Raw genomic sequence first — 19,617 nt, forward strand, 5'->3', positions numbered from 1 at the left:
TCCCGTTCGCAGGCGAGGAATCCTCAAACCTCGCCACTATCGAAGCGCGTCAGAGGTTGATGAGGGGCCCCAGGCCGATGGTCAGGCCCTCGCGGGAGCCGATCTCCCGCACGGCCAGGACCACGCCGGGCATGAAGCTGGAGCGGTCGAAGGAGTCGGTGCGCAGGGTCAGCTGCTCACCGGGGTTGCCCAGCAGGACCTCCTCGTGGGCGGTCAGGCCCCGCAGGCGCACCGCGTGGACGCGCACGCCGTCAACGAGGCCGCCGCGCGCACCCAGGGGGTCGGACTCGGTGGCATCGGGTGAGGCGGCGGCGCGGGCGGCGGCGATGGCCTGTGCGGTGGCGACGGCCGTGCCGGAGGGGGCGTCGACCTTGTTCGGGTGGTGCAGCTCGATGATCTCGACGGACTCGAAGTAGGGGGCGGCCAGGGCGGCGAAGCGCATGGCGAGGACGGCGGAGAGGGCGAAGTTGGGGGCGATGAGGACGCTGCGTCCGGCGGCCTCGGGGCGGGCCAAGTGCTCGCGCACACGTGCGTAGGACTCCTCGTCCCAGCCGGTGGTGCCGACGACGACGTCGACGCCAGCGTCGATGAGGGCGTGGACGTTGGCCTCGGTGACGGTGGGCACGGTGAAGTCGACGGCGACATCGGCCCCGCCCAGGGTCTCGGCGCTGATGGTGTCGCCGGCGTCGAGGCGGGCGACGAGCTCAAGGCCGTCAGCCTCCTCCACGGCCTGGCAGACGGTCGATCCCATGCGCCCGGCGGCGCCGACAACGGCAACGCGAATCATCATGCTGGCAGTCTACGCAGCCGCCCCGCGCGCCGCCGGACGTGACCGCGGGTTGGCAGCCCCTTGGGCCTCAGGCAGCGGGCCCCACGAGGACCCGGGCGCGCGTCCGGGCGGCCAGCCAGGCCGCCAGGGCTCTCACGTCCTCGGCGGTAACGGCCTCCAGGAGCCGCAGGTTCTCGTCCATGGAGCGCAGTCGGCCCGTGACGACCTCACCGCGCCCCAGGCGCCCCATCCGCGCCAGCGAGTCCTCGCCGCCCAGCACCATGGAGCCGCGCAGCTGGGCCCGGGCACGGGTGAGCTCGCGCTCGGTGATCCCGTCGGCGGCCAGCCGCTCGAACTCCCCCACCATGACGGCGGCGACCTCCTGGGTGTCCCCGGGGGCGCAACCCGCGTACATGCCGAAGGCGCCCGAGCCCGCGTAGGCGACGTCGAAGGCGTAGGTCGTGTAGGCCAGGCCGCGCTTCTCGCGCACCTCCTGGAACAGGCGGGAGGACATGCCCCCGCCCAGGATGGTGGTGAGCACGCTCATCGCCCAGCGGCGCTCGTCGCGCACGGGGATGCCCTGGCAGGTGAGGTAGAGGTGGCTCTGCTCGCTGTCGCGCTCAATGGTGACGTCGTGGACGTCGAGATCGACGATCGGCTCGGTCTCGAAGCGGCGGGGGCGCGGCACGGCGTCGGCGGAGGCGTCCCAGCCGGCCGAGGCAAGGTCGGAGGCCACGCGCTCGCAGATCTCGTCGTGGTCGACGGCGCCGGCCGCGGCCACCACGAGCGCGTCGGAGGCGTAGGTGCGCCGGTAGTGCTCCCACACGGCGTCGCGGGGCACGGCGGTCACCGTCGCGGGGGTGCCGCCGATGGGCCGGCCCAGGGGGGTGCCCTCGCCGAAGGCGGCTCGGGCGAAGGCCTCCTGCGCGACATCCTGGGGGTCGTCGGCGGCGTCGGCGAGCTCGGAGACAATGACGGTGCGCTCGGTCTCTACCTCGGCGGGGTCGAGGAGCGAGGAGGTGACCATGTCGGCCAGGATGTCCAGGGCGGTCAGAGCGTCCTGGCCCTGGACGCGGGCGTAGTAGGAGGTGTGCTCCTTGGCGGTGGCGGCATTGGACTCCCCGCCGATCATGTCGAAGGCCTCGGCGATGCCGCGGGCGTCGCGCGTTGGCGTGCCCTTGAACAACAGGTGCTCCAGGAAGTGGGTGGAGCCCTCCTGGCCGGGGGCCTCGTCGCGCGAGCCGACCCCGAGCCACATGCCGAGGGCGGCCGAGCGCAGCCCGGGCACCTGCTCGGTGATGACCCGCACTCCCCCGGGCAGGATGGAGCGGCGCAGCCGGGCGCCGTCGTCGGTCAGGATCAACTCTGTTCCGGGGGCTCCCGCGCTGGCGCGGATGAGCTCCACCTCGGCGTAGTCGGCGCCGCTGCGCGCGGCCCTGGGTCCCATGGCCGTCTTGCTCGTGCTCGTCTCAGTCACCCGCGCAGCCTAACCGCCCCGGTAAGTGTTTCTCGCGCGGGCGGAGCGTGATGCTCCGCCCGCGCGAGAAACGTCAGGACCGGTTCGCCGCGCGAGGATCAGTCCTCGGAGGCCTCCGCGGTACGGGTGCGACGGCGGCGCGGGCGGCGCTCACGGCGCTCGGACCCCTCGGCGTCGCCGGCCTCGGCATCCTCCGACTCGGCGGAGGCGGCGCGGGCGCGGCGGGGCCTGCGCTCACGGCGCTCGGACCCCTCGGAGCGCTCACCGCGGTGGGCGCGGGCCTCGTCCTCCGCGGCCTGCTGCTCCTCGTTGAGGACGGCGTGCAGGCTGAGCTTGCCGCGCGGGTCGATCTCGGCGAGCTCGACCTGGACCTTGTCGCCCACGGCCAGGACGTCCTCGACGTTCTCCACGCGCCTGCCGCCGACGAGCCGGCGGATCTGCGAGATGTGCAGCAGGCCGTCCTTGCCCGGGGACAGGGACACGAAGGCACCGAAGGTCGTGGTCTTGACGACCGTGCCGATGAAGCGCTCGCCGATCTCGGGCATCTGCGGGTTGGCGATGGCGTTGACGGCCTCGCGGGCGGCCTCGGCGGACGGGCCGTCGGTGGCGCCGATGTAGATCGTGCCGTCGTCCTCGACCGTCAGGTCCGCGCCGGTGTCCTCCTGGATCTGGTTGATCATCTTGCCCTTGGGGCCGATGACCTCGCCGATCTTGTCGACGGGGATCTTGACGGTCAGCACGCGCGGGGCGGTGGGGGCCATCTCGAAGGGCTCGTCGCCCAGGGCCTCGTCGATGAGGTTGAGGATGTGGAAGCGGGCGTCGCGGGCCTGGCCGAGCGCGCCGGCGAGGACCTCGGAGGGCAGGCCGTCGAGCTTGGTGTCGAGCTGGAGGGCCGTGATGAAGTCACGGGTGCCGGCAACCTTGAAGTCCATGTCGCCGAAGGCGTCCTCGGACCCGAGGATGTCGGTGAGGGTGGCCCACTTGGTCTCGCCGTCGATGACCTCGTGCATGAGGCCCATGGCGATGCCGGCCACGCGGTCGCGCAGCGGGACGCCGGCCTGGGACATCGACAGGGTCGAGGCGCACACCGAGCCCATGGAGGTCGAGCCATTGGAGCCCAGGGCCTCGGAGACCTGCCGGATGGCGTAGGGGAAGTCGTCGCGGCTGGGCAGGACGGGCACGAGGGCCCGCTCAGCGAGAGCGCCGTGACCGATCTCACGGCGCTTGGGGGCGCCGACGCGGCCGGTCTCCCCGGTGGAGAAGGGCGGGAAGACATACTGGTGCATGTAGCGCTTGTGGGTGATCGGCGTGAGGTCGTCGATCTGCTGCTCCATGCGCAGCATGTTGAGAGTGGTCACGCCCATGATCTGAGTCTCGCCGCGCTCGAAGATGGCTGAGCCGTGCACGCGGGGCAGGACCTCGACCTCGGCGCCCAGGGTGCGGATGTCCTTCAGGCCGCGGCCGTCCATGCGGATGCCCTCGGTGAGGGTGCGGTGGCGCACGACCTTCTTGGTCACGGAGCGGAAGGCGGCCTTGAGGGCCTTGGCGTCCTCCTCGGCGGGGAAGGCATCGGCAAGGTCAGCCAGGACGGCGTCGCGCACGGCGTCGATGGCCTCGTCGCGGGCGTGCTTGCCCTCGGTGGCGATCGCGGCGGCGAGGCCGCGGGCCTGGGCGGCCTTCTCGACGGCGTCGTACTGCTCGTCGGAGTAGTCCAGGTAGAGGGGGAACTCGGCGGTGGGCTTGGAGGCGTGCTGAGCGACCTCCATCTGGGCTTCGCACAGGGCCTTGATGTGCGGCTTAGCGGCCTCCAGGGCCTCGGCGACGACGGCCTCGGTGGGGGCGGTGGCGCCGGCGGCGATGAGGTCCATCATGTTCTCGGTGCCGCCGGCCTCGACCATCATGATGGCGACGTCGCCATCCTCCAGGACGCGGCCGGCCACAACCATGTTGAAGGTGGCACGCTCAAGCTCAGACCAGCGGGGGAAGGCCACCCACTGGCCGTCGATGAGCGCCAGGCGGGTGCCGGCCACGGGACCGGCGAAGGGCAGGCCCGCGATCTGGGTGGACATGGAGGCGGCGTTGATCGCCAGGACGTCGTAGGCGTCATCCGGGTGGATCGCCAGGACGGTCTCGACGACCTGGACCTCGTTGCGCAGGCCCTTGACGAAGGAGGGGCGCAGGGGGCGGTCGATGAGGCGGCAGGCCAGGACGGCGGAGGTGCCGGCGCGGCCCTCGCGGCGGAAGAAGGAGCCGGGGATGCGGCCGGCGGCGTACTGGCGCTCCTCGACATCCACGGTCAGCGGGAAGAAGTCGAACTGGTCCTTGGGGTGCTTGCCCACGGTAGTGGCGGACAGGATGGCGGTCTCGCCATCGAGGTAGGCCATGGCGCTGCCCGCGGCCTGCTTGGCCAGGCGGCCGGTCTCGAAGCGGATCACGCGCTTGCCGAAGGAGCCGTTGTCGATCACTGCCTCGGCGGCGGTGACCTCGGGGTCATCAATGAACATCGTCGATGTGTCTCTTTCTCACAAAGATATGGCAGACAAAGTCTAAGCCGGGACCCGCTCGGGCGGTCGGATCCATCACGTGAGATGAGACGCGCTGCGGGGGAAGAAAAAAGAAAAGTCGCGGGGGCGATGCCCTTACCGCACGACCTCGAGGACCGTGTGGGCGATGGCCGCGCTGGAGCCGCCCACGTAAACATCGATCGTGGTGGCGTCCTGGACGCGCGAGCGGGTGACGGCCGACCAATAGGACAGCTCATCCGGGCCGAGCACGAACTCGACGGCGCGGGATCGGCCGGCGGGGATGGCCACGCGAGTAAAGGCCTTGAGCTCGCGCTCAGGGCGGGTGGAGGTGCCGTGGCGCTGGTGGATGTAGAACTGGACCACCTCCTTGCCGTCGCGAGAGCCGATGTTGGCCACGTCCACGCTCACGGTCACGCTCTGCCCCACGGCGATGCGCTGAAGCGCGTTGATGACCTCGGGACTGCGCACGAAGAGCAGGCTCCCGGCCCGCCCGGCGCGCACCTCGCCTTCGACCATCTCAAACTGGGCCAGGGCGTCCCGGTCCTGCTCGGCGAGGTCGTCGGCGCCATCGGACCCGGCAGACCCGGCGGGCCCGGGGATCCCGGGGCTCATGGAGCGCAGGTAGAAGTACTGGGTGAGCTGGCCGGCCTTCTCCTCCAGGTTCAGGCGCCCGAGCAGGTCCTCGACGCGCTCGGCGATGGGCGCGGCCGGATCAGCGCGAACGCGCCCGGCCCCGTCATCCGGGGGATGACGGGGCCGGGCGGAAGACCTCGGGCGCGGGCCTCAGCGGCGGATGCCGAGGCGGGCGATGAGCGAGCGGTAGCGCTCGATGTCCTCCTTCATGAGGTAGTCGAGGAGGCGGCGGCGCTTGCCGATGAGCAGGTAGAGGCCGCGGCGCGAGTGGTGGTCGTGCGTGTGGGTCTTGAAGTGCTCGGTGAGGTTGGAGATGCGCTCGGTGAGAACGGCGACCTGGACCTCGGGGGAGCCCGTGTCACCCTCATGGGTGGCGTACTCGGCGATGATCTCGGACTTGCGCTCAGGGGTGACCGACATGTGCGGGCTCCTTCTTCTCGTTGCGCGGAGCGCCGGGGCATGTTCACCCGGGCATGACGATTCCGCGGCCGATCGACGGCGCGCCAACAGTACCAGCAGACCGGCCCCCTCCCCTCCCCGGGGCCTGTGGGACCGGGCACAGGGCGCGGCCCCCGCCAGCGGGGCCGCGCTCAGGCGGTGACGTCCTGCGGGCGCACGGGCTCGGGAACGGGGACACCCAGGGCGCCGGCGGTCTCGATGACGTCCTGGCGCATCCGCTCCAGCAGCGGCTCCAAGGAGTCGAAGGCGAGCATGGGGCGCATGTGGGACACGAAGTCCACGGCCACGTCCTCGCCGTAGAGATCGAGGTCCGCCCGGCCGAGCACGTGGGCCTCGATGGTGCGGGCCAGGACATCGTCAAAGGTGGGGTTGGTGCCGATCGAGATCGCGGCGGGCAGGCGCTCGCCCTCGGGGGCACCGCCCCGCCCCCCTCGCACGAGCCATCCGGCGTACACGCCGTCCGGGGGCACGACGCCGGCGGTGGCGGCGTCGAGGTTGGCGGTGGGGAAGCCGAGCTCACGACCGCGCCGCAGCCCATGGATGACGACGCCGCGCACGCGGTGGGGCCGGCCCAGGATCTCAGCGGCTTGGCGCACGTCTCCGGCGGCGAGGCACTCGCGTGCCCAGGTGGAGGACCACCGCCGCCCGCCGGGGGCCAGGACCTCGGGGACGATTTCGATCTCGACGCCGTCGGCGGCACCGATGGCGCGCAGGGAGTCGGCGTCGCCGGAGTTGCCCCGGCCGAATCGCACGTCGCCCCCGACGACGATGGCCCGCGCGCCGAGGAGCCCCTCGAGCCAGTCGCGCACGAAACCCTCGGGAGACTGGTCAGCGAAGCCCAGGGTGTAGGGGATGACGAGGACCGCGTCCAGGCCGGTGGCGGCCATGGCCTCCAGGCGGTCGGGCAGGGAGGCGATCATCGCCAGATCGATCCCGGGGCGGTGGACGGTCAGGGGGTGCGGGTCGAAGGTGACGGCGACGGCGAGGCAGCCGGGCCCCAGGGCGCGGGCGCGCTCGACGACGCGGGCGAGGATCCGCTGGTGGCCGCGGTGGACGCCGTCGAAGACCCCGACGGTCACGGCGCTTCCAGCGCAAGCGGCGCCACTGGGGGCGCGTGGCGACTCGGGCACCTGCTCGGCGCCGTACCAGATCTCCACCGGGTGCGATCCTGCTCTTCTCATGGCCGACGGGCGCCCGCGGGTGGGCGGCCCCGCCGGGTCGGCCTGCATGACTGGGGCAACCCTGCCACGGAGACGACGGCGGCGCGAACCAGGAGGGGGGACCGGCGCTCGCCGAGCGGCACCCGGGCGGGAGGGGGTTGCGCTGGGCCATCCTCACTCATACACTACCGACCGACGGTCGGTCGATGCGAATCGGCCCAGAGCCCTCCCGGGAGGAGACCGGTCTCATGCCCCGTGTCAGCAAGCCCGCGGCCGAGCGCCGTGAGGAGATCCTCGACGCCGCCGAGCGCCTGTTCGCCGCCAAGGGGGTGAGCGCCACCACCACCGGCGACATCCTGGACGCGGTGGGCATCGCCAAGGGCACGCTCTACTACCACTTCACCAGCAAGGATGCGATCCTGAGCGCCCTGATCGAGCGCACGGCCGCGCTGATCGCCGAGCGCGCCGCCCAGGCGGCGGCGAGCGGCCTCCCGGCGCCGCGGCGGTTCATGGCGGTCATCGGCGCTATGAGGGTCAAGGGCGATGCGGCCGCGCTGATCGACGGCCTCCACGACGCTGCCAACACGCATTTCCACCTCCTGTCGCTGGTCACCACGATCCGCGCGCTCACACCGATCCTGGTGGGGGTCGTGGAGGACGGGATCGCCGAGGGCTCCTTCACCTGCTCGGACCCGCGCACCACCATCGAGATCCTGCTGACCAGTGGGGCCATGCTCGTCGACGAGGGCATCTTCACAGGCGAGGCCGACCAGGCCCCCCGGCGCATGGCCGGCGTCCTGCTGGCCGCGGAGGCCCTCCTGTCCACCGCCCCCGGGGCCCTGACCGGCCCGGCCGCACCCGCCTCCCCGGAGGCGGAGGGATGAGGCTGCTCGGCCTGCTAGTCCTGGGCTCCTTCATCACCTCGCTCGGCACGGGGATGACGGCCTTCGGCCTGGCGATCATGGCCTACGCCTCCACCGGCTCGGCCAGTGCCGTGGCCGCCGTGCAGATATGCGCCCTGGCGCCGCTCATCCTCCTGGCCCCCGTGGCGGGCGCCCTAGCCGACCGCCACGACCGCCGCCTGGTGATGATCCTCGGCGACGGCGGCTCCATCCTCGGCCTGCTAGTCATCCTGGCGGCGCTGCGACCGGGCCGCCCGAGCCTGGCGCTCGTGCTGGTCGGCGTCGCCCTGTCCTCCGTCATGGCCTCGCTCACCGAGCCGGCCCTGCGGGCCTCCGTCTCCGAGCTCGTCGATCCCGAGCAGTACGTGCGAGCCTCCGGCCTCCTCCAGGCGTCGAGCGCCGCCAAACTCCTCGTCGCCCCCGCCCTGGCGGGCCTCCTCCTGCCCGTCCTGGGACTGCCCGGCATCATCCTCATCGACGCCTCCACCTGCGCCCTCACCGTGGCCTGCTCACTGGCCGTGCGCCGGGCCCTCCCCCCGCGGGCGGCCGAGGCGCCCGCGCCCGCCCGCGAGCGCCTCCTGGGCGGATGGCACCAGATCCGCCACGAGCCTCGTCTGCGGGCCCTCGTCATCATCATGACCGCACTGACCACCACGATCGGGGTCGTGCAGGTGCTGTTCAAGCCCTCCCTCCTGCCATGGATGAGCGCCTCGGGAGTCGGCCTCATCGAGACGCTGTGCGCCACGGGCCTGCTGATCGGCGCCGCCCTGGCGACCGCCACGCGGGCCCGCCCGGCCAGCCTGCTCACCGGGGGCACCGCCATCACGGGGGCCGCCATGATCGCCATGGCCGCCCGCCCCTGGCTCTGGTCGGTCGCCGTCGCGGGGATCATCGCCTTCGCCGCGCTCGCCCTATGCCAGGCGGGCGCCGATGCCCTCGCGCGCGAGCGCCTCGACCCCGGGAGCGAGGCCGCCGCCTGGGGCACGATCAGTCTCATCACGCAGTCGGGCTACCTCCTGGCCTACGCCACCGCGGCCCCGCTGGCGGACCACGTCTTCTCCCCCCTCGTGCGCGATGGCGGGATCCCAGCGGCGCTGGTCGGCTCCGGGCCGGGAAGGGGGGCCGCTCTGACGATCACCGCCACCGGGGCGCTCACGATCGCGCTCGCGGCCCTCCTGGGCGCCGCGCGGGCGCGGTGGGACCCGCGAGCGGCGCCCGCCTCCCCCACCGAGTCATCGAAGGAGGGCGCGGCAGCCTCCGCAGACTCCTGAGAGCCGATCTGGCGCGCGGCGCCGCCGTGACCCTGACGGCGCTCATCGCGCTGGCCACCGCCACGATAAGGCCGACCCGCGCGCCAGCCGCGCTGCCCGGGGAGGGAGCGGGCCCCCGCCCTCTCCCCCGCGCCGTCGCTTCAAGGCACTGCGGCCACGCGGGTCCTCAGTGCCCGTGGTTCCCGCAGCCGCAGCCACCAGAGGGGGCCGGTGCGGTGCTCACGGCGCGCAGGCCCAGGATGTTGCCGGCCTTGCGGCCGGGGACCACGCCCCCGGGACTCGCGGCGCCCCCGGCCTGGGCGGCCATGGGCTGGACCACCTGGGGGGCCGGGGCGCGACCGGCCTCGGCGGGCTCCGCGCCGGGGCCGCCGCACGCGCTTCCTCCGCAGCCGCATCCGCTCATCGTCATACTCCCTTCGCCGGGGCTCATCATGCTGGTGAGAGGACGAGGGCCGGCCGGGCCCGCCCACTCTCTCGGATCAACAGTGCCACGAGGACGCCGTCGGGATCGAACCCGGCGACGATGCCGTGCCCCGCGCGGTGCTCGCCACCGGCGGCCCGCGCCGCTTCCGCGACTGAGGAGCGCCTGGGCGCGGGGCCCTCGCGGTCCAGCACCGCCTGGGGCAGTGCCTGCCCGTGGCGGAGCGCGCGAGCCTCATCGCGGCTGAGGTCGACGGCGGGGAAGCAGCGCCGCCCGGCCTCGGCCAGGGGCAGCGTGCGCAGCCCCGATGGCGGGTCGTCGCCAGCGCCGGCCTCCACCTGGGCGCTGGCCCGGTCCAGGCAGAGTGCCTCGGCCACGTCGAAGGGGCCGACGCGGGTGCGGCGCAGGGCGGTCAGGTGCGCGCCGCAGCCCAGGGCCTCGCCGAGATCGCGCGCCAGGGCGCGGACATAGGTCCCCGAGGAGCAGGTCACGCGCAGGTCGAGGTCGACGACGGGCACCTCCTGGCCCGCCGGGCCCTCCACGGCTCCCGGGCGCAGGGCCCCGAGGGGGGTGATCGCGTGGATGGTGACGGGGCGCGCCGCCAAGGCGACCTCCTCGCCGTCGCGCACGCGCTTGTAGGAGCGCACGCCGTTGACCTTGATGGCGGAGACGGCGCTGGGGACCTGCATGATCGGGCCGGTCAAGCCGGCCAGCGCGGCGTCGAGGCGCCCGTTGAGATCGGCTCGCCGCGCCTCGTCCGCGGGCGCCGGGCAGCCCCGCCAGGCGGTGGGCTCACCCTCGGCGTCCTCGGTGAGGGTCTCCTGGCCCAGGCGCACGGTCGCCTCGTAGGTCTTGTCCGCGCCCACGAGGTGGGTCAGGAAGCGGGTGGCGCGGCCGACGCCGAGGATGAGCAGGCCGGTGGCCATGGGGTCGAGGGTGCCGGCGTGGCCGACCTTGCGGGTGGCGCCCATGCGGCGCGCGGCGGCGACGACGTCGTGGCTCGTGACGCCGGCGGGCTTGTCGATGAGGAGGAGGCCGTCGTCGGCGGTGACGGCGCCGCGGGCGACCCGGGGGCGGCTCACCGCTCGGCCGCCGCCGCGCCCTGCGCCCCGGCGCCCCCGGGGGCGGGCCCATCGTCAGGCCCCTCGGCGGGGTCCTCAGCGCCCTCCTCATCGTCGTGCCGGTAGGGGTCGGCGTCCCCGGCGTAGGCGGCGCCCTCGGCGGCGCGGGCGATCCGCTCATCGTTGGCACGGGCCTGGGCGAGGGCGTCCTCGATGGACTTGGCCGTCGTCGGCAGGGCATCGAGTTGGAAGGCGATCGTGGGGGTGAGCCGGATGCCGAGCGCGCGGCCCACCTCGGAGCGGATGAGGCCGGTGGCCGAGCGCAACGCGGCGGCGGTGTCCCTGCGCTCCTCGTCGGAGCCGTAGACGGTGTAGAAGACGGTGGCCTGCTGCAGGTCGCCGGTGACGCGGACGTCGGTGATGGTGATGAACCCCAGGCGGGGGTCCTTGATGCGGCCCTGGAGGAGGCGGGCCACGGTCTCATGGATGCGGTCGGCGACCTTGCGGGCGCGGGCGGAGTCGGCCATGGGGCTCTCCTTCATCCGGCATGCGGATTGACACGGCATGCGGGTCGATGCGGGGCGGTGAGTCATCCGAGCGGGGCGCCCGGCGCGCCGATAGTATCGGGCCCGCCTCCCGCGAGGCACGAAAGCCAGGCCAACCACGCCATGAGCGCACGATGAGCACCGCATGAGCACTCCCCCCTCCCCCGCCCGTCCCCCCGCCCCGGCCGCCTCCGGCCTGACGATGGTGCTCGGCTGCTACCTGCTGTGGGGCATGTTCCCGCTGTACTTCCGCCTGCTGGCCGCCGCCGGCAGCCTGGAGATCATCGGGCACCGGGTCCTGTGGACGCTGTCCACCTGCCTCATCGCCGTGGCCCTGATGCGCCGCTGGGGCCGGCTGCGCGCCGCGCTGACCACGCCCCGGCTGGCCGGATCCCTCGTGGTCTCAGGCCTTATCGTCACCCTCAATTGGCTCATCTACGTCTATGGCGTGAACTCGGGGCGCACGGCCGACGCCGCCCTGGGCTACTTCATCAACCCGCTCGTCACCGTGGCGCTGGCGGCGCTCTTCCTCGGGGAGCGCCTGCGCCGGCTCCAGCTGGCGGCGCTGGCCCTGGCGGGGATCGGCGTGCTCGTGCTCGTCGTCGCCCAGGGGGCGCTGCCGTGGGTGAGCCTCGGGCTGGCGGGGAGTTTCGGGCTCTACGGCTTGGCGAAGAAGCGCTCCGGGGCGCATGTGGACGCCCTGACGGGGCTCACCGTGGAATCCCTGGCCGTGGCGCCGCTCGCCGCCGCCTACCTGGGCTGCCTCGCCGCCCAGGGCCGGACGGTCTTCCAGGGCGCGCAGGCCTCGCCGAGCATCGGGGCACTGCTCCTAATAGCGGGGCCCGTGACCGCCGTCCCCCTCCTGCTCTTTGCCGCGGGCGCGCGCCGGGTGGCCCTCACGACGATCGGCATGGCGCAGTACCTGGGGCCGATCCTCCAATTCCTCCTGGCGTGGCTGGTGTTCCACGAGGAGATCTCCGGCGCGCGCTGGGCGGCCATGGCGCTGGTGTGGGCGGCGGTCGCCGTGTTCGTCGCCGACCTGGTGCGCCAGGTCTCGCGGCGCCCCTCAGGCCTGGGAGGGCGGCAGCGCTGAGCCGCCGTCGTCCCCACGCGCCCGCCCGTCGGACCCGGCGCCGCCAGCGGGCGCGTACCTGTCCAGGAGCGGTCCGATGAGGTCCATGGGCAGGGGGAAGACCACGGTGGAGTTCTGGTCGGCGCCCAGCTCTAGGAGGGTCTGGAGGTAGCGCAGTTGGAGCGAGGCGGGTGAGCGCGAGAGGGTGTCCGCGGCCTGGCGCAGTTCCTCAGAGGCCTGGAGCTCGCCGCGGGCACTGATGACCTTGGCCCGCCGCTCCCGCTCGGCCTCGGCGCCCCGGGCCATCGCGCGCTGCATCTGCTCGGGGATCTCCACGTCCTTGATCTCGACGACGCTCACATCCACACCCCAGGGACGGGTCTGGCCCTCGATGATGTCGCGCAGGTCGGCGTTGAGGGCCGAGCGGTGCGCCAGGACGGTGTCGAGGTCGACCCGCCCGAGCACGGAGCGCAGGGTCGTCTGGGCGATCTGGGAAGTCGCAATGGCGTAGTTCTCCACCTCCATGACGGCCTTGACCGGGTCGATCACGTTGAACAGGACGACGGCGTTGACCCTGGCGGGCACGTTGTCCTCGGTGATGACCTCCTGGGGCGGGATCGTCAGGGTCACCACGCGCGTGTCCACCTTCTGCATGCGCTCCACGAGGGGGATGACGAGATGCAGCCCCGGCTCGTAGACGGGGCGCAGGCGCCCCAGGCGGAAGACGATGCCCCGCTCGTACTGGGAGACGGTCTTGAGCGACAGGGACAGGAGCAGGACGAGGAGGATGACCGCGCAGAGCGCGGCGATCATCGGGGTGGTCATGCGGTGGTGTCCTTCCTGGTGGGCAGGCGGGACCAGCCCGCCATGGAGTGGCTTCCGGCTCCGAGGCCGGCCCTGCCCCTAGCGCCGGTCCCCCGGCCCGCGCCGGCCCCGGGGATCGTGGCGGCCAGTTCCTCGGCGCCGATATGGGGCAGGTGCTCGGGGGCGCCGTCAGGGGTGGACCACAGATGGCGGGCCAGCGGCAAGGAGCCCGCCGCCATGATGGCCAGGGCCGTTCCCAGGACGATGAGGTCGCCGGGGCTGTGGAGGAGCAGGGTCATGCTCAGGCACAGGAAGGTGCCGGCCATGGCGATGACGAGGGCCAGGCCCCGGTGGAAGCGCCCGGCCTCGGAGTAGGGCCAGGGGTCCACGGGCCTGGTGATCTCCCGGGGGCCGGGTGTGGGTGAGCACGTGCTCTTCGCCGGGCAGCGCCCGCAGATCGCGTGCGCGCCCTCGTAGCGGATGACCCGCTTGTCCGGGTCGAAGGCCGTGGGCCACAGCCACTGGTCCTCGTGGCAGCGCCAGCCGTCGACGTCGTCGTGGTAGAGGAAGTCCGCGTGCCGCCAGTTCAGCGAGCGCCGGGCGCTGCGCGAACCGAGGACGTCCACGGCCCACGCCACGCCCAGCATGAGAAGCGCATAGCCGGCCACGAGCCAGGCGCTCACATCGGGCGGGGCCATCAGTCGCTCAGCTCCGCGCGCTCGCCGCGCCATGACTGGCGCCGGGTGTCGAGCTCCTCGTAGAGCGCGTCATCCTCAAAGGACTCCACGGTGCGTCCCTGACGCCAGTGCCGCGCCCCGAGCAAGGCGATGCGGAGGTAGGGCAGGACCCCGCCGAGGATGAAGATGAGGTCGCCGGGCATGCGCCCCCACTCGATGATCGTGTTGACCGTGTCGGTGATGTAGGTGAGTTGGCGGGCCTCGTAGTAGCCGGTGCCCACCGAGTAGCGCAACTGGAGGATGCCCAGTGGCAGGAGGGTGGCGAAGCACATCCAGGCCAGTCCGATGTTGAGGCTCCAGAAGGAGGTCCTCGCCAGGCGCTCTGGCCATTTCTCCTTCGGGATGAGGTAGCGCAGGGCGAACATGCCCAGTCCCAGGGCCATGAAGCCGTAGACGCCCATCATGGAGGCGTGCGCGTGGTTGGCGGTCAGCGCGGTGCCGATCTCGTAGTAGGAGACGATCGGCAGGTTGACGAGGAAGCCGAAGACGCCGGCGCCGAGGAAGTTCCAGAAGCCGACGGCGACGAGGAACATGACGGCCCAGCGGTGCGGGAAGGGCTTGGCGTCCTTGCCGTGGCGATTGGCCCCGAGCTGCATGAAGGCCCAGGCCTCCACGGTGAGGAAGGTCAGCGGGATGACCTCGGCGGCGGAGAAGAAGGCGCCCAGCGCCATGTGCTCCACGGGGGTGCCTGAGAAGTACAGGTGGTGCATCGTCCCGATGACCCCGCCCGCGGAGTAGAGGATGATGTCCATGAAGATGATGCCCAGGGCGATCCGCTCGCGCACGACACCCAGCAGCACGAAGACGTAGGCGACCATGACGGTGGTGAATAGTTCGAGGAAGTCCTCGACCCACAGGTGGACCACCCAGAAGCGCCAGAACTCGGCGACGGTGACATGGGTGCCAGTGCGGGCCATCATGCCGACGGCGTAGAAGGCGGGGATGGCCAGGGCCGCGAACATGAACAGCCAGGGCATGTTCGCCACGTGCTCGTTGCGCAGCCGGCCCCGCATCGAGCGCCAGATGATGGCCACCCAGATGAAAAGGGCTGCGGTGAGCAGCACCTGGAAGACGAAGGGAAGATCGAGGTACTCCCACTGCTGGGCGAACAGCGGCCCCTTGGCCCAGCTCACCCCGTGCTGGCTGGCGGCCTCGGCCAGGCAGGACAGGACGACGACGGCCGCGGCGGCCACAAGCAGCACCCAGACAAGCGCGTGCTGCCTCTTGGGCTCGCGCCGGGCGATGAAGGGGGCGAGGAAAAGACCCGCACCGAGCAGCCCGAGGGCCGTCCAGAACAGGGAGAGCTGGACGTGCCAGGTGCGGGCCAGGGAGAAGGGGATGTAGCGGCCCATGTCGAATCCGAAGAAGCTCAGCGCGTCCGCCCGGTAGTGCTCGGCCAGGGCCCCCACGAGGGTCTGGACGAGGAAGAGGACCGCGATGGTGAGGATGAACCAGGCGACGACTCTCTGCGATCCGGTCAGGCCCACCTCGCCGGGCTGGCGGAAGGACAGGGCGGGCGCCTCCTCGGAGTGCCAGCCGATCCTCCGGCTCCAGCGCCCGTAGATGGCGAACATGACGCCGGTCCCGCCGATGAGGACGATGAGGGAGAGCACCGACCAGATCATGAGGTCGCCCGTGGGCGAGTTGCCCACGCGCGGCTCGGCGGGCCAGTTGTTCGTGTAGGAGTAGTCGTGCCCGGGACGCTCGGCCGCCGCGGCCCAGGCCGTCCAACCGATGAAGGCGGTCACCTGGCGCACCTGGGCGGGGTCGGTGATGAGGTCGGGCTTGAGGCCGTTGGCGGCGGCGTCGGGGCCGAACATGGCGGTGTAGTGCTCCACCGCCCGCTCGTAGGCGGTCACCTGCTCGGGGGTCCACACGAGGTCACCGCTGGCGGCGTCGTAGCGGTTGGCGCGCAGCATGTCCTTGGTGGCGGTCGCGGGATCCCCGTTGCCCGCGGCGGTCAGTTGGGTGCTCACCGAGTCGGCCTCCATGCGCAGGTACTCGGCGGTGAAGTCCGGGCCGAGGTAGCCGCCGTGCCCGACGATGGAGCCGTATTCCATGAGCCCGCGCGATTGGAAGAGCTGTTGGCCGGCGGTGATGTCCTCAGAGGTGAAGACGACGGTGCCGGCCTCCGCCACGACCCTGCTGGGCTGGGGCATGGAGTCGGTGTACGTGCGGTAGGCCAGCAGGCCCATGACTGTGAAGCCGAAGAGCATGACCAGGGCGACGCCCTGGATCCATCCCTTCCCAATGATCCGGGCGCGGCGCGCGCCCGTCCCCTCGCTGCTCATGGGAGACGGCATGGCGGACCTCCAGAGATATGTGACAGGCGGGGCGGCATGACAGGCCGTCACCTCGACTGCTCCAGAATGTCACGGCTGAAGGCGTGACAATACCGTCTCCGGGAAAAAGCGATCAATCAGCGCTACATACCCCGCCCAGGAGCCGCGCCTGGCCGATGGATGACGCCGAGGACTCGGCATCGCACGTGGCCCATCGTTCAGGGGTGGGCGGGATCGCGCTGGTCAGCGCCGCGCCGTCATTCTCAGGACGGTCTTGCCGCGCGAGTGGCCGTTGGCCACCTTGTCCAGAGCGGCGCTGACCTCTTCGAAGGGGAACACCTCGTCGACGGACGGGGCGATCCGCCGAGTCGACAGGAGGTCGGCGACCTCCTGGAGCCGCGCCCCGTCGGATTCGACGAAGATGAAGTCGTAGCGGACCCCGTATCCGCGGGCGGCGCGGTCCAGGCGCCATCCGGCCGCCGTGAAGAGGGCCCGCTTCCAGGCCGGCATCCCCATCCGTGAGGCGAAGGCGCCGTTGGGCAGGCCGCGCAGGGAGACGATGTGGCCACCGCGCCTCATGACGCCCATCTGCCGAAGGGTCTCCTCACCCCCGAGGGTATCCAGGACGTAGTCAATGCCGCTGAGGACCCGCGCGTAGTCCTCGGCGCGGTAGTCGAGGAAGCGGTCCGCGCCCAGGGAGAGGACCCGCTCCCGGTTGGGGGCGCTGCCGTTGGTCACCACGGTCAGGCCCCTGGACTTGGCGATCGGGATCGCCATCGCGCCCACCGAGCCGGTACCGCCCGAGATGAAGATCGTCCCCGCGGTGGTGGCGCCCATGAGATCAAGCGCCTGAACGGCTGTGAGGGCCGTCAGGGGCACGGCGGCGGCCTCCTCGTCACTGAGGTGCTCGGGGACCACCGCCAGCGCGTCGGCGTCAACGGCGACGTACTCGGCGAAGGCGCCGATGGAGCCCAGGGGGAGGCGCGAGAAGACGCGCTGCCCCGGTTCCAGGGAGCGCGCTGTCGAGCCGACCTGCTCGACGATCCCGACCACTTCGTTGCCGGCGACCAGTGGCAGGGCGTAGGGGGTGATGAGGCGGACCTCGCCTCGGGCAATCATGATGTCGAGCGGGTTGACCCCGGCGGCGGTGACCTTGATCAGGGCCTGGTGCGGGCCGATCTCGGGTCGGCGGACCCGCGTGATCTCCAGGTGGGGATTCTTCGCGTCGTAGGAGGTCTGAACGGCGGCTCTCATCATGGTGCGGCTCCCGTCTGGGGCCGTGCGCGCTGAGCGCTCGGCGGCCGGATGCTGTGTGGATGCGGTGGTGGTCGGCGGAAGGGGGCGGCTCCGGGATCGGGGGGGAGTTCGTCGGCGACCCGCATGAGCCGCCTCACCGCCCCTGCCGGCGGCGGCCGGCCACCCCACGGGGGTGACCGGCCGCCGTTGCTCAGGAGCGCTCAGGAGCGGGGCTTCTCGCGCAGCTCCCAGGTCTCGATGACGTCGCCCTCGGCGATGTCCTTGAAGCCCAGGTTGATACCGCACTCGTAGCCCTCTCGGACCTCGGTGACGTCGTCCTTCTCACGGCGCAGGGTCTCGACGGCGAGGTCGCCGCCCACGACAACGCCGTCGCGCACCAGGCGGGCCTTGGCCCCGCGCTTGATGGTGCCCGAGCGGACGATCGAGCCGGCGATCGAGCCGAACTTCGAGGAGTGGAAGACCTGGCGAATCTCCGCGGTGCCGAGCTCGACCTCCTCGTAGATGGGCTTGAGCATGCCCTTCATGGCGGCCTCGACGTCCTCGATCGCGTTGTAGATCACCGAGTAGAACTTCATGTCGACGCCCTCGCGGTCGGCCAACTCCGCCACGCGCTCGGCGGGGCGGACGTTGAAGCCGATGATGACCGCCGAGTCGACCGTCGCGAGGTTGACATCGTTCTGCGTGATGGCACCGACGCCGCGGTGGATGACGCGCAGGGCGACCTCCTCGCCGACGTCGATCTTGAGCAGCGAGTCTTCCAGGGCCTCGACGGCGCCCGAACTGTCACCCTTGAGGATGAGGTTAAGGGTGTCGACCTTCCCGGCCTTGAGGACGTCGGAGAGGTTCTCCAGGGACACGCGCTTGCGGCGCTTGGCCAGGAGGGCGGCGCGCTCGGCGGCCTCGCGCTTGTCGGCGATCTGCCGGGCGGTGCGGTCGTCGGGGGCGACGATGAAGGAGTCGCCCGCGCTGGGCACGCTCGTGAGCCCCAGGACCAGGGCCGGGCGGGCGGGCCCGGCCTCGTCGAGGTTCTCCCCGTGCTCGTTGAACATGGCGCGCACGCGCCCGTAGGACGAGCCGGCCACGATCGGGTCTCCCACGCGCAGGGTGCCCTGCTGGACGAGCACCGTGGTGACGGCGCCGCGGCCCTTGTCGAGCTTGGCCTCGACCGTCACGCCGCGCGCGTCCGCGCTCGGGTTGGCGCGCAGGTCCAGGGCCGCGTCAGCGGTGAGGACCACGGCCTCAAGGAGCTCGTCGATGTGGAGGCGCTGCTTGGCGGAGATGTCGACGAACATGGTGTCGCCGCCGTACTCTTCGGGCACAAGGCCGTACTCGGTGAGTTGGCCGCGGATCTTGTCCGAGTTCGCGCCCTCCTTGTCGATCTTGTTGACGGCCACCACGATCGGCACGTTCGCGGCCTGGGCGTGGTTGAGGGCCTCAACGGTCTGCGGCATGACGCCGTCATCCGCGGCGACGACGAGGATCGCGATGTCCGTGACCTCGGCACCGCGGGCGCGCATGGCCGTGAAGGCCTCGTGACCGGGGGTGTCGATGAAGGTGATCGGACGGGTCTCGCCGCCCACGGGGACGTGCACCTGGTAGGCGCCGATCGACTGCGTGATGCCGCCAGCCTCGTCCGCCACGACGTCCGTGGAGCGGATGGCGTCCAGGAGCTTGGTCTTACCGTGGTCGACGTGGCCCATGACGGTGACCACGGGCGGGCGGGGGGCCATGTCCTCGTCGTCCCAGCCGGCCTCCTCGGCCTCCAGGTCGATGTCGAAGGAGCCCAGGAGCTCGCGGTCCTCGTCCTCCGGGGAGACGATCTGGACGTCGTAGCCGAGCTCGGCGCCCAGCAGGCCGAAGGTGTCCTCATCGAGAGACTGGGTGGCCGTGGCCATCTCCCCCAGGTGGAACAGGACGGTGACCAGGGCCGCCGGGTTGGCGTTGATCTTCTCAGCGAGGTCGGTCAGCGTGGCGCCCTGGCGCACGCGCACCACGGTGGAGCCATCGCCGCGCGGGACAATGACGCCGCCGAGCGACGGCGCACTCTGCTGCTCGAACTCCTGGCGCTTGGCCCGCTTGGACTTGCGCCCGCGGGGGGCGCCGCCACCGCGCCCGAAGGCGCCCTGCGTGGAGCCGCGACCGCCGCGGCCCCCGCGGGGGCCGCCGCCGAAGCCGCCGCCACCACCGGGACGGCCGCCGCCGCCAGGACGAGACCCGCGACCGCCTCCGGAGCCTCCGCGGC

At 72.0% G+C, this 19,617-nt stretch carries 16 protein-coding genes and 1 pseudogene; 3 read left to right on the top strand and 14 right to left on the bottom strand.

Annotated features, from left to right (window positions below; all coding sequences use genetic code 11):
• Window positions 1-49: 49 nt before the first annotated feature.
• The 6 genes from dapB to GVV76_RS08985 all read right to left on the bottom strand — a co-directional run bounded on the left by dapB (window position 50) and on the right by GVV76_RS08985 (window position 7,020).
• Window positions 50-790: a 4-hydroxy-tetrahydrodipicolinate reductase gene (gene dapB / locus GVV76_RS08960; RefSeq protein WP_159626507.1), complete on the bottom strand. Its 741-nt coding sequence runs from the start codon at window positions 788-790 to the stop codon at window positions 50-52.
• A 67-nt stretch (window positions 791-857) separates the two neighbouring features.
• Window positions 858-2,216 carry a M16 family metallopeptidase gene (locus tag GVV76_RS08965; RefSeq protein ID WP_159626532.1) on the bottom strand — a complete coding sequence of 453 codons (1,359 nt, stop codon included), beginning with the start codon at window positions 2,214-2,216 and terminating at the stop codon, window positions 858-860.
• Window positions 2,217-2,344: 128 nt separating this feature from the next.
• Window positions 2,345-4,750, bottom strand: a complete 2,406-nt coding sequence (locus GVV76_RS08970; protein WP_159626509.1) for a polyribonucleotide nucleotidyltransferase — start codon at window positions 4,748-4,750, stop codon at window positions 2,345-2,347.
• Between the two features lie 135 nt (window positions 4,751-4,885).
• Entirely contained in the window at window positions 4,886-5,383 is a 498-nt protein-coding gene (locus GVV76_RS10475) for a fibronectin type III-like domain-contianing protein (RefSeq protein WP_236263352.1), read from the bottom strand.
• 171 nt (window positions 5,384-5,554) lie between these two features.
• Complete coding sequence (gene rpsO, locus GVV76_RS08980) at window positions 5,555-5,824, bottom strand: 30S ribosomal protein S15 (RefSeq protein ID WP_017176975.1); 270 nt, start codon at window positions 5,822-5,824, stop codon at window positions 5,555-5,557.
• A gap of 170 nt (window positions 5,825-5,994) precedes the next feature.
• Window positions 5,995-7,020 carry a bifunctional riboflavin kinase/FAD synthetase gene (locus GVV76_RS08985; protein ID WP_159626534.1) on the bottom strand — a complete coding sequence of 342 codons (1,026 nt, stop codon included), beginning with the start codon at window positions 7,018-7,020 and terminating at the stop codon, window positions 5,995-5,997.
• A 251-nt stretch (window positions 7,021-7,271) separates the two neighbouring features.
• Here GVV76_RS08985 and GVV76_RS08990 point away from each other — a divergent pair, with 251 nt between their 5' ends.
• Window positions 7,272-7,907 (top strand): TetR/AcrR family transcriptional regulator, encoded by a 636-nt coding sequence (locus GVV76_RS08990; protein WP_159626511.1) that lies wholly within the window; start codon window positions 7,272-7,274, stop codon window positions 7,905-7,907.
• Entirely contained in the window at window positions 7,904-9,196 is a 1,293-nt protein-coding gene (locus GVV76_RS08995; protein ID WP_159626513.1) for an MFS transporter, read from the top strand. The genes GVV76_RS08990 and GVV76_RS08995 overlap by 4 nt, the downstream gene beginning before the upstream one ends.
• 166 nt (window positions 9,197-9,362) lie before the next feature.
• Here GVV76_RS08995 and GVV76_RS09000 read toward each other — a convergent pair whose 3' ends face one another.
• Genes GVV76_RS09000 through rbfA form a run of 3 tightly spaced genes read right to left on the bottom strand, consistent with a single transcriptional unit; the run spans window position 9,363 to window position 11,205 of the window.
• Window positions 9,363-9,599 carry a hypothetical protein gene (locus tag GVV76_RS09000; RefSeq protein WP_236263354.1) on the bottom strand — a complete coding sequence of 79 codons (237 nt, stop codon included), beginning with the start codon at window positions 9,597-9,599 and terminating at the stop codon, window positions 9,363-9,365.
• A gap of 26 nt (window positions 9,600-9,625) precedes the next feature.
• Window positions 9,626-10,699 (bottom strand): tRNA pseudouridine(55) synthase TruB, encoded by a 1,074-nt coding sequence (gene truB, locus GVV76_RS09005; RefSeq protein ID WP_159626517.1) that lies wholly within the window; start codon window positions 10,697-10,699, stop codon window positions 9,626-9,628.
• Complete coding sequence (gene rbfA / locus GVV76_RS09010; protein ID WP_235905630.1) at window positions 10,696-11,205, bottom strand: 30S ribosome-binding factor RbfA; 510 nt, start codon at window positions 11,203-11,205, stop codon at window positions 10,696-10,698. Before rbfA ends, truB begins: the two co-directional genes overlap by 4 nt.
• Window positions 11,206-11,368: 163 nt before the next feature.
• On the opposite strand from rbfA, the gene rarD reads away from it, so the two are divergent.
• Window positions 11,369-12,316 (top strand): EamA family transporter RarD, encoded by a 948-nt coding sequence (rarD, locus tag GVV76_RS09015; RefSeq protein WP_159626519.1) that lies wholly within the window; start codon window positions 11,369-11,371, stop codon window positions 12,314-12,316.
• On the opposite strand, the gene GVV76_RS09020 is transcribed toward rarD, so the two are convergent.
• The 5 genes and pseudogenes from GVV76_RS09020 to infB all read right to left on the bottom strand — a co-directional run.
• On the bottom strand, window positions 12,290-13,120 hold the full coding sequence (locus tag GVV76_RS09020; RefSeq protein ID WP_159524379.1) for a slipin family protein: 831 nt from the start codon (window positions 13,118-13,120) through the stop codon (window positions 12,290-12,292). The genes rarD and GVV76_RS09020 overlap by 27 nt on opposite strands.
• Window positions 13,121-13,248: 128 nt before the next feature.
• Window positions 13,249-13,797 (bottom strand): annotated as a pseudogene (locus GVV76_RS09025) (hypothetical protein); the annotation flags it as partial.
• Window positions 13,797-16,139 (bottom strand): nitric-oxide reductase large subunit, encoded by a 2,343-nt coding sequence (locus tag GVV76_RS09030; RefSeq protein WP_159626521.1) that lies wholly within the window; start codon window positions 16,137-16,139, stop codon window positions 13,797-13,799. The pseudogene GVV76_RS09025 and the gene GVV76_RS09030, both read right to left, overlap by 1 nt.
• Before the next feature lie 222 nt (window positions 16,140-16,361).
• Entirely contained in the window at window positions 16,362-17,375 is a 1,014-nt protein-coding gene (locus tag GVV76_RS09035; protein WP_236263356.1) for an NADP-dependent oxidoreductase, read from the bottom strand.
• A gap of 200 nt (window positions 17,376-17,575) precedes the next feature.
• Window positions 17,576-19,617, bottom strand: a 2,042-nt coding sequence (gene infB, locus GVV76_RS09040; RefSeq protein WP_159626524.1) for a translation initiation factor IF-2, incomplete at its 5' end; no start/stop codon positions are given.

The sequence above is a fragment of the Actinomyces sp. zg296 genome (assembly GCF_009829695.1).
In the GTDB taxonomy this organism is placed as follows: Bacteria; Actinomycetota; Actinomycetes; order Actinomycetales; family Actinomycetaceae; genus Actinomyces; species Actinomyces marmotae.